This is a genomic window from Rhodovulum visakhapatnamense, assembly GCF_004365965.1.
GTDB lineage: Bacteria > Pseudomonadota > Alphaproteobacteria > Rhodobacterales > Rhodobacteraceae > Rhodovulum > Rhodovulum visakhapatnamense.
The window spans coordinates 1-14,690 of record NZ_SOEB01000007.1; the positions used below are offsets into that span (position 1 = coordinate 1).

General features: G+C 64.0%; 14 protein-coding genes. 4 read left to right on the top strand and 10 right to left on the bottom strand.

What is annotated here, in order from left to right:
• Nucleotides 1–385 precede the first annotated feature (385 nt).
• From EV657_RS07945 to EV657_RS07960, 4 genes are all read right to left on the bottom strand, one after another.
• The gene (locus EV657_RS07945; RefSeq protein WP_134077664.1) at nt 386–1,825 is read right to left on the bottom strand and encodes an IS1182 family transposase; all 1,440 of its coding nucleotides are present in this window, start codon (nt 1,823–1,825) and stop codon (nt 386–388) included.
• Between the two features lie 222 nt (nt 1,826–2,047).
• Nucleotides 2,048–2,896 (bottom strand): pyridoxal kinase, encoded by an 849-nt coding sequence (gene pdxY, locus EV657_RS07950; RefSeq protein ID WP_134077579.1) that lies wholly within the window; start codon nt 2,894–2,896, stop codon nt 2,048–2,050.
• Nucleotides 2,893–3,573 carry an MOSC domain-containing protein gene (locus EV657_RS07955; protein WP_134077580.1) on the bottom strand — a complete coding sequence of 227 codons (681 nt, stop codon included), beginning with the start codon at nt 3,571–3,573 and terminating at the stop codon, nt 2,893–2,895. Before EV657_RS07955 ends, pdxY begins: the two co-directional genes overlap by 4 nt.
• On the bottom strand, nt 3,570–4,265 hold the full coding sequence (locus EV657_RS07960) for a glutamine amidotransferase (RefSeq protein WP_134077581.1): 696 nt from the start codon (nt 4,263–4,265) through the stop codon (nt 3,570–3,572). Before EV657_RS07960 ends, EV657_RS07955 begins: the two co-directional genes overlap by 4 nt.
• Before the next feature lie 93 nt (nt 4,266–4,358).
• On the opposite strand from EV657_RS07960, the gene pdxR reads away from it, so the two are divergent.
• Complete coding sequence (gene pdxR, locus EV657_RS07965) at nt 4,359–5,771, top strand: MocR-like pyridoxine biosynthesis transcription factor PdxR (RefSeq protein ID WP_134077582.1); 1,413 nt, start codon at nt 4,359–4,361, stop codon at nt 5,769–5,771.
• A gap of 2 nt (nt 5,772–5,773) precedes the next feature.
• Here the strand turns inward: pdxR and bioB are convergent, their stop codons facing one another.
• From bioB to EV657_RS07985, 4 genes are all read right to left on the bottom strand, one after another.
• Nucleotides 5,774–6,754 (bottom strand): biotin synthase BioB, encoded by a 981-nt coding sequence (bioB, locus tag EV657_RS07970; protein WP_134077583.1) that lies wholly within the window; start codon nt 6,752–6,754, stop codon nt 5,774–5,776.
• Nucleotides 6,751–7,308 carry a biotin transporter BioY gene (locus EV657_RS07975; RefSeq protein ID WP_134077584.1) on the bottom strand — a complete coding sequence of 186 codons (558 nt, stop codon included), beginning with the start codon at nt 7,306–7,308 and terminating at the stop codon, nt 6,751–6,753. The genes bioB and EV657_RS07975 overlap by 4 nt, the downstream gene beginning before the upstream one ends.
• Before the next feature lie 84 nt (nt 7,309–7,392).
• Nucleotides 7,393–8,061: a GntR family transcriptional regulator gene (locus tag EV657_RS07980; protein ID WP_134077585.1), complete on the bottom strand. Its 669-nt coding sequence runs from the start codon at nt 8,059–8,061 to the stop codon at nt 7,393–7,395.
• A 580-nt stretch (nt 8,062–8,641) separates the two neighbouring features.
• Nucleotides 8,642–9,235, bottom strand: a complete 594-nt coding sequence (locus EV657_RS07985; RefSeq protein ID WP_134077586.1) for a LysE family translocator — start codon at nt 9,233–9,235, stop codon at nt 8,642–8,644.
• Between the two features lie 227 nt (nt 9,236–9,462).
• Here EV657_RS07985 and EV657_RS07990 point away from each other — a divergent pair, with 227 nt between their 5' ends.
• Entirely contained in the window at nt 9,463–10,782 is a 1,320-nt protein-coding gene (locus EV657_RS07990; RefSeq protein ID WP_134077587.1) for a hypothetical protein, read from the top strand.
• A 226-nt stretch (nt 10,783–11,008) separates the two neighbouring features.
• Nucleotides 11,009–12,190: an MFS transporter gene (locus EV657_RS07995; protein ID WP_208323245.1), complete on the top strand. Its 1,182-nt coding sequence runs from the start codon at nt 11,009–11,011 to the stop codon at nt 12,188–12,190.
• A 71-nt stretch (nt 12,191–12,261) separates the two neighbouring features.
• On the opposite strand, the gene EV657_RS08000 is transcribed toward EV657_RS07995, so the two are convergent.
• Both EV657_RS08000 and EV657_RS08005 read right to left on the bottom strand, forming a co-directional pair.
• A complete protein-coding gene (locus EV657_RS08000) occupies nt 12,262–13,599 on the bottom strand; it encodes a tyrosine-type recombinase/integrase (RefSeq protein ID WP_134077588.1) in 1,338 nt (445 codons plus the stop codon).
• 183 nt (nt 13,600–13,782) lie between these two features.
• On the bottom strand, nt 13,783–14,388 hold the full coding sequence (locus tag EV657_RS08005; RefSeq protein WP_113668494.1) for a histidine phosphotransferase family protein: 606 nt from the start codon (nt 14,386–14,388) through the stop codon (nt 13,783–13,785).
• Nucleotides 14,389–14,423: 35 nt separating this feature from the next.
• Between EV657_RS08005 and EV657_RS08010 the strand changes: the two genes are divergently transcribed.
• Nucleotides 14,424–14,606: a DUF3553 domain-containing protein gene (locus EV657_RS08010; protein WP_113668495.1), complete on the top strand. Its 183-nt coding sequence runs from the start codon at nt 14,424–14,426 to the stop codon at nt 14,604–14,606.
• Nucleotides 14,607–14,690: the final 84 nt, after the last annotated feature.

The following is a 14,690-nucleotide window of genomic DNA, read 5'->3' on the forward strand; positions in this document are numbered from 1 at the left end:
TTGCGAACATTGCGAAACGCACTCCTTTTCTTTGGATGCGTATCAACTCGCAATGGCTGATCCCGTCGGCAATGTGGGGTGGCGACACCGTTTACACTTGTATTGATCGCGTCCGCAACTAACTTTGGTCTTCGCGCTCACTCGAAATAATTTGAAAGTACCCAGGGTCTGCTTTTCGGATGTCGCGTTGCAGAGACTCCGGCTATGGCCAATGTCCGCGATGGGCCTAGGCTGTGTGGAAACTCCTGCGGCCAGACCCGCGCGCGACGTCATCGGTTCACAGAGGGGGTGTTTCGCTTGACCGGTTGTCTCCCGCCCGCCTGCGGGCCGCGGAGAGGGTGCTGGATGCCTTCTCGCTGCGTTTTCGGGGTAGCCTCTTGCCTGTTCAGCCGGGAATAGCCGCCATCAGCCTGCGGATGCCGATCAGGGCGACCATGCGCTTGATGTTGTAGGCCAGCACGTTCAACGCCATTTCGGTCCTGACGCCTCGAAGGCGGCGCGTCAGGAAATGGGTGGCCCCCATCCAGGCCTTGATCGTGCCGAAGGGATGCTCGACAGTGCTTCGGCGCAGGGTCATGGGATCGGCATCGCTGCGCAGGCGGTCGCGCATCTCGTCCACCAGATGCTCGTATTCCCAGCGGGCGATGCGGCGCTCCTTGCCCGTGGTGCAGCGCGACTGCACAGGGCAGTGCTGGCATTCATTGGTCCAGTATCGCCGGACCTTGAGCCCGTCTTCCTCGCGCGTGTAGCGATACGTCAGTTCATCCCCTGTCGGGCAGATATAGACGTCGCGCGCGGCGTCATATTTGAAGTCGGCCTTCACATACATGCCCTTGCTTCGGTTCCCGGATGTTTCAGGGCGCGGCAGGGTCGCAGTGATGCCGGCTTTGTCGCAGGCGACGATCTCGGCGCCGCTGAAATAGCCCTTGTCGGCGAGGGCGTGCAGGTCATCGCGCCCAAGCGCCTCCTTGGCTGCAATCGCCATCGGGCTGAGCTGGTCCCGGTCGAACCCTTTGTTCGTGACGTCATGGGTGACGATGATATGGGTCTCGGTATCCACGGCACATTGCGCATTGTAGCCCACCAGCCCGCTGTTGCGCGCGCTGGTGGCCATGGCGCGGGCATCCGGGTCGGTCAGGGATATCTGACCATCAGGGGCATCGGCCAGCGCCTTGTCCATCGCCCTGAGTTTCCCGATCTCCTGCTTCAGGCGCCCGTATCGCTGCGCCAGATGCGCAACCCTCTCGGTCCGAGCTTCGCCTTCTTCCTGCCGGTCGATGCGGACCATCTCGGTGATATAGCGTTCGACATCCGCTTCCAGATGCGCGAGGCGGCTGGCGATCTTGCCCTTGGTGAAGTTGCGGTCGCGGTTATTGACCGCCTTGAACTTGCTGCCGTCGATGGCCACGCAATCGCCCTTCAGCGTGCCGATCCGGCGGCACAGCTCGACGAATTGCGCGCAGGTCTTGCGGATGGCCGCACTGTTCTCACGCCGGAAATCCGCGATGGTCTTGTGATCCGGCACCAGCCTGCTGGTCAGCCACATCACCTCGACATTCCGCCCCGCCTCGCGCTCCAGCCTGCGACTGGAGGGGATACGATTGAGATAGCCGTAGATGAACAGCTTGAGCAGAACCGCAGGGTGATATCCGGGCCGCCCGGTGCGTGCATGTGCTGAACGCGCGAACCCAAGGCCGGGCAGATCGAGTTCATCCACGAAGAGATCGACGACGCGCACGAGGTTGTCCTCGTCGATCCAGTCCTCCAGGCGATCCGGAAAAAGCGTGATCTGACCGCGATCAACCCCTTCAATGAAACCTGACATAAATGCACCCCCTGTATCGCAGGAAGCATACCACATCTTGGGGTTTCCACACAGCCTCGGCCGGAGGCGTAGATATTCAAGCGTGCAGAATCCTTCTTGCCCTGAATAAGTTCCCACCGGGTTTCATACGGATTTTGGCAGTCCGTTCCCACCCTGAACGGGGCAGGTCGGGTCACTCTATGTGCAGGCCTGATCAGGCGAAGATGTCCGCGTCACCCGGCCTCAGCCGGACCCAAGCGAAAGCAGCGCGCGACGAAATTCCGGCTCGCTTAGCACCACCTCGCCCGCACCAAGCGCCTCGGCGTGGCTGAGGGCGCGGGCGGTTAGGGTCTGGGCGGTCTCGATGGCGCGGGGCAGGGCAAGGCCCCGCCCGATGCCCGCGACCACAAGCCCAGCGAAGAGATCGCCGGTGCCGGGCAGGGCGATCGGCAGGCGCTTGGTCGGGTGGCGGCTGAGGTCTTCGGGACCCAAGAGCACCGTCTCTAGTTGCCCGGGGCCGGTGTCGTCGAGCACGCAGCCGGTGGCGATCAGATGCGCTTCGGGCGCGATGTGCAGCGCCTCGCGCGCGGCCTGAAGATCCGCCAGAGTGCGGATCTGCTGCCCGGTGAGCCAGGCGAGTTCGAAGGGGTTCGGCGTGGCGATGTCGGCCATCGGCAGCAACCGGTCGCGCATTACGCCAGCGATGGCTTCGGGGACATAGAGGCCGGGACCGGTGTCGCCCATCACCGGGTCGCAGATGTACCGCAGGCTCGGGTTCGCCGCCTTCGCCTCGGCCACGAAATCCGCCACCATCTCGGCCACATCGAGCGAGCCGATGTATCCGGTGAGGATGTAATCCGCCCGCTCGGGCAGGCCGCGTTCGCGCGCGCCTTGCAGGAGGTCGGAAAAGAACTCGGGCGGCAGGGCGCGGCCGCGCAGGGTCGGGTAATCTGGCGTGTTCGAGAAGACCACCGTCGGGATCGCCGCGACCTCAAGCCCGGCCGCCTGCATCGGGAAGAGCGCCGCGGAATTGCTGACATGGCCTAAGACGACCTGGCTCTGGATCGAGATCACGAAAGGTGGGCGTTTCATGCGGTGCCGTCCAGCCTCTTGCTCCAGTCCTCGACCCGGCGGCTTTCCAACCTCCGGACCGCGTATTTGCGCCAGCCCTCGGCCAGGACATCGAGCGCGGCGATGCCTTCTAGTTCGACCAGGTTCATCCGGTCCACATAGAGCGCATGCCAGAGCCGCCGCAAGGTCCAGTCCGGCGCCAGACGGTCGATCAGCTCCAGCCGGTCGCCGGGGGCGACGGTGCCGGGTTCGAGCACGCGGTAATACCATCCCGTGCGCCCAGTCTGCTGCACGCGCCGCGCCATGTCGGCCACGCCGAAGCGGTGGTTGAGCTTCCAGCAGGGCTGGCGCCCCTGCGATACCTGGATCAGCGCACCGCCCAGCCGGAATGTATCGCCGACGGAGACCTCCGCTTCGGTGAGCCCGGCGGTCGAGATATTCTCGCCGAACCCGCCGGGAGCGGTCAGCGCCGGAAGGTCACCGAGTTCCGCGCGCCAGTCGCTGTAATGATCGAGCGGATAGTGATGCACGGCCTTCTCGACGCCGCCATGTACGCGCCGGTCGGCCTGTTCGTCGCCTCCGAAGCCCTCGGGGCCAAGCGTCAGCGGGTGGGTGACCGGCGTCTTCCCGATCCCGCTCAGCGTGTCGCATCCGGGCAGGGGAGCGGCGCGACCTGTCAGGAGTGTGACGGGCCTCATTCATCCAAGCCCCGCAGCCATTGTTTCAGCATGGCCTGACCGGTGGTTCGCAGGGCCGGGCCATGTACCCCTGCATCCTGCCGCAGAGCCTCGGGGGCAATCCCCGCCTGTGCCAGCTCGGCGCTATGGCCGATCAGCCAGCGTTCGAAATCCGGCAGCATCCCGGCCTCGGGGTGGAATTGCAGGCCGAGAATATTGCGGCCCCGGGCGAAGCCCTGTGTTTCGCAGCCGGGGGTCGCGGCTAGGCGCTCGGCTCCTGCTGGCAGGTCGAAGCCCTCGCCATGCCAGTGCAGTACCGGGATGTCCGAGAGGTGGGCAAGCGGGCCGGCCCAGCCAGGCGGGGTTAGGGTCAGGGGCGCGAAGCCGATCTCCTTCTCGGCGATGGGCGCGACACGGGCTCCGAGGGCCGCGGCCATGAGCTGTGCGCCGAGGCAAATGCCGAGGGTTGGGCGATCCGCGGCCAGCCTCATGGCCAGCCATTTCCGCTCCTCTGTCATACAAGGAAAGGCGGCGCCATCGTTCACGCCAATCGGCCCGCCCAGAACCACGACCAGATCCGGTTCCAGCGCGTCGGGCAGTGGGTCCACAGCCGCCTCGATGTCTTTGAGCTGGTAGCCGACGTTCCTCAGAACCGGGGCAAAGGTCCCGAGGTCTTCAAAGGCCAGGTGGCCTAGGATCAGGGCTGATTTCATGGTCGAAGCCTCTTGCGGTTTTCGCCTCTGTGGCAAAACACTGGCCTATGCAAAAGTGCCAGTATGAATGATTGAGATAGGCCGGTTTTCGACATGCGCGAGCCTCTTGCCCTCGAGATGGAGCCGAGCCACGACGGCCCGCTTTTCCTCGCCATTGCCGAGGCGATCACCCGTGACATCACCCGCGGACGCCTGAAGCCCGGAGCGCGGCTGCCCGGCACTCGGGCGCTGGCGCGCGAGCTGGGGGTCCATCGCAATACGGTGGATGCCGCCTATCAGGAGCTACTGACGCAAGGCTGGTTGCAGGCGGAACCGGCGCGGGGCACCTTCGTGGCGCAGGATCTGCCGCAGGGGATGCTGGTCCGCAGACCCGCGCCCACGCCGATGGACCCGGTGGCGCCACGCGCGGGGCTCGCGTTTACCGACGGCGCGCCGGACCCCAAGCTGGTGCCCGACAAAGCGCTGGCCCGGGCCTTTCGCCGGGCGCTGCTGTCGTCGGCCTTCCGCGCCGGGGCGGATTACGGCGATGCACGCGGCACATCCTCACTGCGCGAGGCACTGGCGGGCTATCTCGCCACGGACCGGGGCGTAGTGGCGGAGCCGTCGCGGCTCTTGATCACGCGGGGCAGCCAGATGGCGCTGTTCCTGGCCGTGCGGGCGGTGCTGTCTCCGGGCGAGGTCATCGCGGTGGAGGAACCGGGCTATCCGCTGGCCTGGGAAGCGTTCCGCGCAGCGGGGGCAGAGGTGCGGGGCGTGCCGGTGGATGGCGGCGGCCTCAGGATCGACGCGCTGGAGGCTGCGCTTGCCCGCGATCCGCGCATCCGGGCGGTCTATGTCACGCCGCATCACCAATACCCGACCACGGTGACCATGGGCGCGGCGCGGCGGCTGCAGCTGCTGGAGTTGGCGCAGCGCCATGGGCTCACATTGATCGAGGACGATTACGACCACGAGTACCGGTTCGAGGGCCGCCCCGTGCTGCCGCTGGCCGCCCGTGCGCCCGAGGGCTTACCGCTGATCTATGTGGGCTCGCTGTCAAAGCTGCTCTCGCCGGGCATCCGGTTGGGCTATGCGCTGGCGCCCGAGCCGCTGCTACGGCGGATGGCCGAGGCGCGCGCCGCCATCGACCGGCAGGGCGACGCGCCGCTGGAGGCGGCACTGGCGGAACTGATCCGCGATGGCGATCTCGGCCGTCACGCCCGCAAGGCGCGGCGGGTCTACCGGGCGCGGCGGGATCTGCTGGCGGGGCTGCTGGGGGAGCATCTGGCCGGGCGGGCGACATTCGATCTGCCCGCCGGGGGCCTTGCGCTGTGGCTGCGTTGCGAGGGGAGGTCCGCCGAGGCCTGGGCCAAAGCCGCGGGGCAGGTGGGTCTGGCGCTGCTGCCGGGTACGCGCTTTGCGCTGGAGGGTCCGGCGCCGCAAGCCTTCCGGCTGGGCTATGCGGCGCTGGACGAAGGGCAGATCGCCCGGGCGGTTGAGATCCTCGCCCGAAGTGTTCCGGGCTGAGCCTATTCCGCCGCGACCCGGGCCCGGACCTGCGCGGGGGCGACATGCATCCCCAGCCGGGTCAGCAGGTCCTGATCCTTCCACGCTGCCGGGTTGCCGGTGGTCAGCAACTGGTCGCCCACGAAGATCGAGTTCGCTCCGGCAAGAAAGCACAGCGCCTGCAGCTCGTCGCTCATCCCCGTGCGCCCGGCCGAAAGCCGCACGACCGAAGCCGGCATCAGGATGCGCGCCAGCGCCACGATGCGCACCAGAGCGAAGGGGTCGACGGCCTGGGCCCGCGCCTGCACCGGCACCGGCACGCCTTCGATCTCGTTCCACAGGTTCACCGGCACGCTGTCGGGATGCGCAGGGAGCGTGGCCAGCGTCACCAGCATGGCGATGCGATCCTCCTCGGCCTCACCCATCCCGAGGATGCCGCCGCAGCAGACCTTGATACCACCCTTGCGCACCTGTTCGACCGTGTCGAGGCGGTCTTCGATCGTCCGGGTGGTGGCGATCTGCGCGTAATACTCGGGCGAGGTGTCGATATTGTGGTTGTAGAAATCCAGGCCCGCCGCCTTCAGCCGCGCGACCTGTTCGGGCGACAGCATCCCCAGCGTCATGCAGGTTTCCAGCCCCAACTCGGACACGCCCCGCACCATGTCGCAGAGCTTGTCCATGTCGCGGTCCTTGGGGCTGCGCCAGGCGGCCCCCATGCAGAACCTTTGCGCGCCCGAGGCCTTGGCGCGCCGCGCGGCGGCCAGAACCTCGTCGGTTCCGATCAGCTTGGTGGCCTTCACCCCGGTCTCGTGATGGGCCGATTGCGAGCAATAGCTGCAATCCTCGGGGCAACCGCCGGTCTTGATGCTGAGCAGGCTCGCGGTTTCGATCGCGTTGGGGTCGAAATGCGCGCGGTGCAGGGTCTGGGCGCGATGCATGAGGTCGGCGAAGGGCAGGGCGTGGATCGCCCTGGCCTCCGCCATGGTCCAGTCGCTGCGGATCATGCCGCGCGGGTCCGGAGGCGGGCGATGGCCGCGATGAGGCCCGAGGCCAAAGCCAGCTTGACCAGATCGCCGAGAAGGAAGGGCGTGAGACCCGCGGCCAGCAGCCCCTGCGTCGGGACATAGAGCGCCAGCCAGGCGAGGCCGAGGGCATAGACCACGGCGAGGCCCGCCAGCATCGCCAGGGAGCGCCCGATCAACCCGCGCCCCTGCGCCAGCCAGCCGATCAGGCCCGCGCCCAGCAGGTAGCCCGCAAGATAACCGCCGGTCGGTCCGGCCATATACGCCAGCCCGATTCCGCGTTCCGGCGTGCCCGAGAAGACCGGAATTCCCAGGGCGCCCGCCGCCAGATAGGCCGCCATTGCCGCAAAGCCGAGCCTCGGCCCGAGCGTGGCGGCGAGGAAGAAGACCGCCAGCGTGTGCAGTGTCATCGGCACCGGCCAGAACGGGATCTGGATTTTGGCGCCGAGCGTGATCAGCGCCGCGCCGCCGAGCGCCAGCGCAAGGCCGCGCCCGAGCGCGGCGGGGCGGGCCAGCGAGGGGGTGAAAAATGCCATGGGTCAGTCCTCCGAAGATAGGCATCGAATCTATCTATAATTACGAAGGCTGTGTGCGATCCCTGCAATTCAGTTTATAGATAATTATCCGGGAATCTCGTAAGTCTCTCTTGCGTCGGCATTTTTCACGGCAGTCTTGCGCTTGCCGATCCAGCCGACATGGCGCGCGAGCGTGGCGCGGGCGAGGTCGGTCTGCCCCTTGCGCAGAGCGTCGAGAATGGCGCGGTGGTCGTGATCTGTGCGCGCCTCCCAGTCGCGCCGCCATGCGGCAAAGAGGAACCGGGCGCTGGCTGCCTGCAGGTCGTCGATCGTCCGCAGCAGACGCGGCATCCGGCAGGGGGACAGGATGAGCCGGTGAAAATGGCGGTTTGCTGCCTCCCAGTCACGGACGTTACTGGCACTGTCGCCGTGGCGCGTAACCTCTTCTGCTTCCTGAAGAATAGCGCGTGTCATATTGGGCGCGGCATGGCGCAGGGCGAGGCTTTCGAGGCTGGAACGCATCTCGGCCACCTCGCGCAGTTCGGCCACGTCGAATTCGGTGACGCGAAAGCCACGCCTTGGTTCGCTCTCTGCCAGACCCTGGGTTTGCAACTCGCGGAAGGCCTCGCGCACTGGGACATGGCTCGCGCCGAACTCGGCAGCGACATGGTCCTGCCGGAGTCGCGCGCCGGGCGGAATCTCGCCCGAGATGATACGGTCGGCAAGGACGCGGGCGATGCGGGCGGACTGGGTCTCTTCAGGGGCGTGTTTCATGAATTATAGATAATTCATGCCGCGCCGCCCGTCGACAGTTAAGATTTGGTCCGCTGCTCATCTGACATCGTCGCCTTCTTGTAGGACCTGGCAAGCCTCTGCAGGCTCAGGCAGCCCTTGGTTGCAATGTTGGGAAGTCGCAATTCGTAGAGATCAGCGGCTCCGACACGTCTTCCCTCTTTCGGAGGTCGGCCGACACATCGGAACGTCAGGATCGTCCGCCAGCCCCCGAGAACGTGCCAACTTGCTCTGACGTCGATATCTCTCCATGGGATGTTCGCCTCGGGATCTATGGCGTTCATGAGGATGCCCTGCGCCGTGAATGTCAGTATCGGGCCTTTCCGTCGTCCGTACTTCCAATGCAAGAGGACCGGCACAAACCCAAGTGGCGCGGCCAATGCCAGAAATGCCACCTGAGATGCCCTGCCTTCGAAGCCGGGCTCCTGCATAAGAGACATCGCCACCGCGAGAGCTGGAACGAGGAGGAGCCCAGCCATTAGCCAGAACCCGGCAAGCCGAAAATACGACAGCCAGATCACCAGATCAGGCAACGAATGCGCGTGGCGTGCCTTGTCCCCCCTCAGAGCCAGAACATGAGGCTCGTTGCCGATGCGAGCGCCGCGAGGGTTCGGTTTGCGCGCCTGAGGCCGGTCGGACTCGAGAGGTGGCGCCGCAGGGCGGATCCCATGGCAGACCAGACGGCCATGCACGGGGTGCCGATCAATGCGAAGGCCAAGCAAATGATCAGCAATTGAGGAAGAACCGCCTTCTCGGGCTGCAGAAATGCCGAGACGGCTGTGAGAGCGATCAGCCACGATTTCGGATTGATGAACTGGAACAACAGCGCCTGAGAAAACGAGATCGGGGTGGCATTAGGTGATTGCGCCAGCGCATCGGCTTTCCAAAGCTTCAGGGCGAGCCAGAGCAGATAGAACGTCCCAGCCACCTTGAGTGCCAACTGGATACTGGGAAACTGTGCGAAAAGGCTGCTGAGACCGGCGGCCACGAGCAGGATCTGGGAGATCACACCGGTCGGAATGCCAACGATCTGCGGTATGGTGCTCCGAAAGCCAAACACCAGCCCCGCGTTGGCGAGAAGCATGTTGTTTGGCCCCGGGGTGATCGACATGACAAAGGCGTAGAGCGCCAGGGCTCCTATTGTGGTAAACTCCATTTGCGACCTTCCCAGTTCACACGAATACATGCTCCGCGTTCTGGACGGGCAGGGCGATTGAGAGCTTCTCAACTCGGCATGAGCAGAATCCACGCTTGTCGCGTGCCGCCACGCAAGGGACGAGGTCTCTTGGAGTGGCGCTACGGCGATTCATTCGCTTAGAAGGAGCCGAAAGGACTGAATGCGAGGTGCGGGCTGAGCTCGCGCCCGCCCGGAAGCGAACTAAAATGACCAGCAAGCCGCCCCCGTTGAGCAGAGCAGAAGGCCGATTTGAGGTTTCTCGGGAACAGCTCTTCGAAGAGGTTTGGGAAACGCCGATCCTTCATTTGGCCGAGAAGTATGCCGTCTCAGGGTCGTACCTGGCTCGAGTGTGCACGGTGCTGCGCGTTCCCAGGCCCCCGGTTGGATACTGGCAGAAGAAGGCTGTTGGCAGGGCTCCCCGCCGACCGGAACTACCCGAGGCCCAGCCCGGAGATCAACAGATCTGGAGCAAGGACAGGCCTCTCGCACGTCCCGCGAGAGAAGAGCGCGGTGAAGAGTGGCAGAAAGCTGGCCGGGGTGCGGCAAGGCCCGCAGTGAATGCCCTGCTGCGTGGGACGAGGAGCCAGTTTCTCAAGACCCGCAAGATTGATGCCAACGAATTCTTGCGCCCATACAAGCAACTCCTTTCTGACATCGTTACATCCGCCGCGTCTCTGGAACGAGCGCTCGACCTCGCCGATGGTCTCTATCTGGCGTTTGGAAAGAAGGGGTATCCCGTGCGGTTCGCCCCTCCGGATCAGAAGTTGCAGCGCGCAAAGATCGAAGAGCGGGAGACCGTCCGCCATGACCGGAAGTACGGTCAGTATGGGCATGGCACCATCTGGTCGCCGCTCCGACCCACAATTGCGTACCTGGGCGCCATCCCGATCGGGCTGGTTCTGACGGAGATGACCGAGCGAGCGACTATGCGCTACCAAAATGGGAAGTACGTTCGTGAAAGCACGCTCAATCGACGACAGGGGCGGTCGATGTTGCCATCACACAGTTGGACGACAGAACAGGACCTGCCTTGCGGACGCTTTCGCTTGGTCGCCTATTCTCCGCACCCCGGAGTAGAGTGGCAGCTTACATGGCAGGAGACCAGTAAGCGCTCGTTCAATCGGGAGTTCGGCGAAGTGATCCGCAAGCTTGAAGGCTCGGCCGAAGAGTTGAAGGCTCTCATGGACGCGGCCGATGACGAGGCTGCCCGGAAGAAAAGGGAACAGGAGCTTCAATGGGAGCGCTGGCGGAGGGAAGAGGATAAGCGCAGTGAGGCGAAGGCCCGCACCGAGAGCCTTCAACAGCTTTCGGATATCATGGCGGATTGGACCAAGGCGCTCTCCGTCGAGATGTTCTTCGTCGAGGCCGAAAAGCGTATGCAGATGGTGGACGGAGAGCGGCGCGTGCATCTGGAGTCCCGGCTGCGTTTGGCGCGTTCGATGCTGGGCGATCTCGATCCGCTATCATTCATCGAGCAGTGGGTTTCGCCGGAGGAGCGCTACCAGCGAAAGTTCAAGGATGAATAGGGCATCAATCGTGGGGGGCATAGCGCCGACTTCCATCCATCGCGCCGCTCTTCGAAATGGAAGCGCACCGCGCCTGGCGCCAAGCTCAGTCCTCTGCAGAAGGCTTGATGTTTCCGTCCCGACCGACCTCAGCAAAGGTGCGTTGCGTCCCGCAGGAAACGGGCAGGATTAGAAAATCTCATTCTCTCGGCAAGAGACGTCAGTTGTGCGAACAAGGCCGTAGTGCATGTCTGATGCTATGCAAACAGGCCGTGTCCGTTCCGAACATCTATCCGCCGCTCTGCTCCGCCTTCTGGCAGTCGGTGCCGGTGCGGCCGTCGCTAGCAGCTACTATAATCAGGCTTTCCTCGGCCATCTGACAACGGATTTCGAGCTGACGGCTGGTACCGCCGCCATCGTGCCCGTGCTGACGCAGGCAGGCAACGCGCTTGGGGTACTCTTCCTCGCGCCACTCGGGGACCGGCTCGAGCGTAAGTCACTTATCCTCGTGAGCATTGTCGCCCTCGTGGCGGCGCTGATCGGTGCGGCTGTCTCGCCCGGCTTCGTGTGGCTCGCTGTTGCTAGTTTCGCGGTCGGCCTGTTCGCCACGGTCGCCCAGCAGATCGTGCCGCTCGCCGTGCATCTGGCTCCTCCCGACAGTCAAGGTCGTGCACTTGGCACGGTAACAGGCGGCATCCTGATCGGAATTCTGCTTGCCCGAGCGGCAAGCGGCATAATCTCGGACCTTTGGGGATGGCCTTACGTGTTCTGGCTGGCCGCGGTGGTGATGAGCATTGTCGGCGCGGCGCTGGCGCGTTGGCTTCCGCGTGCGATGCCGACGACCAACGTGGGTTATCTGCGCCTGCTTGGCTCTCTTTGGACGTTGGTACGCAAGCATGGCGTTCTCCGGCGCGTGGTCGCGGTGCAATTCCTGATCTTTGCGACCTTCATCAGTTTTTGGTCGAACCTCGCGCTTCTAATGGCTGAGCCGCAGCATGAACTCGGAGGAACAGCTGTAGGTCTTCTGGCGCTTGTCGGTGTCGTCGGTGCAATTGCCGCGCCTATCGCAGGCGGGTTATCAGACAGGCGCGGGCCTGCCGTGGTAGTGTCGATGGGCGCGGGGCTCGTGATTCTGGCCTTCCTCATTTTCGGGCTCTGGCAAGGTTCCATTATTGGGTTGGTCACCGGCATTGTGATCATGGATCTTGCTGTGCAATCCTCCCAGGTTGCCAACCAGTCGCGCGTCTATGCACTCGATCCGAACGCACGCAGCCGGCTTAACACCATATTCATGGCAACCATGCTCGCTGGTGGCGCGGTCGGGGCCGGCATTGGTGGAGCTGCCTACGCCGAGTGGGGCTGGAGCGGCACATGCGCTTTGGGCGTCATCTCGGCTACCTTGGCGCTGCTGTTGTCGTGGAAGCCCTAATTCGAGGCGATGCGAAAAATGTCCGCCTTGATCAACGCGGCGGTCGGGCGTTTACCCAGACGGCCCAAGCGTCATGTCCCCAACTCGTCGCGCGCCATTGCCACCCCGTCGAGGAACTGGTCAAGGGAACGCTTTCTGGCAGACCGATCAAAAGCGTAAGCTGGTTGTTTGAATTGGTTGCCAGTCAGAAGTCCTGAGATGTAGCCCGCGACGGTATCGGCGGCCATGACGAGGCTGCTATCGAGGGTATGCACATACTTGCTCGTTACAGAACCCTTCGAGTGCCCGAGGAGGGCCGCGATGGTGATTTCGCTGAAGCCGAGTTCGTGCGCTATGCTCGCGAAGCTGTGGCGCAAGACATGCGCGGTGATATCGGAGAGTTCGGTGTTCTCGAAAAGCTGGCTCCATTGCTTCGGAAAATTGCCGAATGCGTTGTTGCCGCGCACACCCGGGAACACGAACGGCCCTTCCTTTCTCAAGCTCCGCGTTTCCAAGAACTCGACAACTGCCAGTCCTATCGGTCGTGTGGACGCTCCTTCCTTTGTCTCTGACAGCCTCAGACAGCTGTTGGGAAGATCGACATCGGACCAGCGGAGTTCGATAATCTCGCTGCGCCGGCAGCCCGTGAGGGCGATCTGGCGGACGATGCTGACCATGGTGGCGAGGTTTTCATCCCGCTCGGCCTTGTCCAGAATCTTACCCATCAACTGATACTCGCTGTGTGTCAGACGCCGGTCGCGAACGCGATCTTTGGGCTTCCTGATGCCATGCGCGACGTTCGTATCGACGATGCCCGCCTCCGAAGCATAGGTGAGGATACCGCCCAGCAACCCGACCGCCCGGGTTGCTGTCCCCTGGCCACCCCGCAAGATCGTCTTGCCCCTTAGCTTTTTGGTCTTTCGCGTAGCGCGGGTTTTGCCGAGGATAATGTCATTCATCATCTTCGTAACATCCACTTTGGTCAGATCACGCACCCTCTTCTTGCCGATCAGTGGGATGATATGCCCATTGATCCGCCCGATATCGGTGGAGACCGTTGATGGTCTCTTGGGCTGCCCACGTTTCCCGAGGATGAGGCCGGCGTGCAGGTCTTCGATGTAGCGCTCACAGAGCTGTTGCATGGTCATGGCCTGTCGGTCTTCGTGGCGCTCTTCGGCCGGATCATCGCCCTGAGCGACGCGCCCTAGCTGGACCTTGGCCTCTCGTCTGGCTGTTTCGGCAGTCCAGATACCGTGGAGGCCAATCGTATAGCGGCGCGACCGTCCGTCACGGCGATACTGGATCACGTAGCTGCGCTTCCCAGAAGCGAAAACACGCAACCCGAAGCCAGGCAGGTCGCTGTCCCAGACAACGTAGTCCTTCTTCTGGCTCTTGACGCTTTCAACCAGCCGTTTTGTGATCTTTGGCATCATCAACCTCGTCATCAGAGCAACTGAGCCGCGTAAGCACCACGTAAGCAGTCGGGCGAAAGCTACGGAGTAGTTGCGGCTACTGGTTTCGACGACGAGCGAACTTAAACACAAGCGATTTTAAGATGTTAGCGTGCCGTGGCGTGCTGCGTCCCGCATTTCGGATAGGCCACGATTAATTGCTCAGAAGGCAAGCGTCAGGTGGGTTTCGTCATGATCGAAGGTCAGCCGCCGTCCCGCCTCGGCCAGCGCGATGGGCAGAAGCGCGAACTGTACCTCGGCTGGGCGGAGGTCCTCATGGCAGAGCGCCCCTTCGGTCAGCGGCGTCCAGAGCCGCGGATCGAGGCTCATCCGCTCGGCCTCGGCCTGCATGACAACGCGCCCCTCCGACCAGGACAGCGCGATGCGCCCGCCCCGGGGCAGGGCCGTTTCGGCGCAAAGCACCGCCAGCAGCGCGACCTTGGCCATCGCACGGCTGAGCGCTGCGGGCGGTTCGGCCGTCACGTTATGGCGGCTGCCGCCGTAATAGTCGGCAAGGATCTCGCAGACTTCGCGTCCGGCGACCTCGGCGCCGTCGCCTGCCGCGCCGAAGGCCAGGCGGAACATGCGGATCCGGGCATTGGCGCGGGCCACGCTGTCCGAGATCAGCGCCAGTTCTTCGCCCGGCGCGTCATCGGGCGTCTCGGCGGCGGCCATGGCCAAAAGCTCCATCCCGTTGCCGATGGCGCCGAGCGGGCTGATAAGATCGTGGCAGATACGCGATCCCACAAGCGCTGTCAGATCAGTCATGGCAGCCTCCCGGTCCCGCGGAAAGGACAGAGCCGATGCACCCGATGAACGCGATCCTCGAACCCGGAATGCTGGTCCGCCATCCGGGGCAGCCGGACTGGGGCCTTGGCCAGGTGCAATCGGTCATCGGGGCGCGGATCACGGTGAATTTCACCGAGGCCGGAAAAGTCGTCATCGACGGAACGCGGGTCGAGCTCATACCTGTCTTCGAGTCCTGATATACGTGTACGGCGCAAAGCTGCCCCATCATCGTTAATGGGACATTAACGCGGCCGGAACACCCGCGCTGCCGCGATCTGCCG

Excerpts from the sequence above, each read along its gene's own strand:
- EV657_RS07955 (WP_134077580.1), bottom strand. The coding sequence starts at position 3,573 with ATGAGGCCCGTCACACTCCTGACAGGTCGCGCCGCTCCCCTGCCCGGA.
- pdxY (WP_134077579.1), bottom strand. The coding sequence starts at position 2,896 with ATGAAACGCCCACCTTTCGTGATCTCGATCCAGAGCCAGGTCGTCTTA.
- EV657_RS08005 (WP_113668494.1), bottom strand. The coding sequence starts at position 14,388 with ATGACTGATCTGACAGCGCTTGTGGGATCGCGTATCTGCCACGATCTT.
- EV657_RS08010 (WP_113668495.1), top strand. The coding sequence starts at position 14,424 with ATGCACCCGATGAACGCGATCCTCGAACCCGGAATGCTGGTCCGCCAT.
- pdxR (WP_134077582.1), top strand. The coding sequence starts at position 4,359 with ATGCGCGAGCCTCTTGCCCTCGAGATGGAGCCGAGCCACGACGGCCCG.
- EV657_RS08000 (WP_134077588.1), bottom strand. The coding sequence starts at position 13,599 with ATGCCAAAGATCACAAAACGGCTGGTTGAAAGCGTCAAGAGCCAGAAG.
- EV657_RS07995 (WP_208323245.1), top strand. The coding sequence starts at position 11,009 with ATGTCTGATGCTATGCAAACAGGCCGTGTCCGTTCCGAACATCTATCC.
- bioB (WP_134077583.1), bottom strand. The coding sequence starts at position 6,754 with ATGATCCGCAGCGACTGGACCATGGCGGAGGCCAGGGCGATCCACGCC.
- EV657_RS07975 (WP_134077584.1), bottom strand. The coding sequence starts at position 7,308 with ATGGCATTTTTCACCCCCTCGCTGGCCCGCCCCGCCGCGCTCGGGCGC.
- EV657_RS07980 (WP_134077585.1), bottom strand. The coding sequence starts at position 8,061 with ATGAAACACGCCCCTGAAGAGACCCAGTCCGCCCGCATCGCCCGCGTC.
- EV657_RS07985 (WP_134077586.1), bottom strand. The coding sequence starts at position 9,235 with ATGGAGTTTACCACAATAGGAGCCCTGGCGCTCTACGCCTTTGTCATG.
- EV657_RS07960 (WP_134077581.1), bottom strand. The coding sequence starts at position 4,265 with ATGAAATCAGCCCTGATCCTAGGCCACCTGGCCTTTGAAGACCTCGGG.
- EV657_RS07945 (WP_134077664.1), bottom strand. The coding sequence starts at position 1,825 with ATGTCAGGTTTCATTGAAGGGGTTGATCGCGGTCAGATCACGCTTTTT.
- EV657_RS07990 (WP_134077587.1), top strand. The coding sequence starts at position 9,463 with ATGACCAGCAAGCCGCCCCCGTTGAGCAGAGCAGAAGGCCGATTTGAG.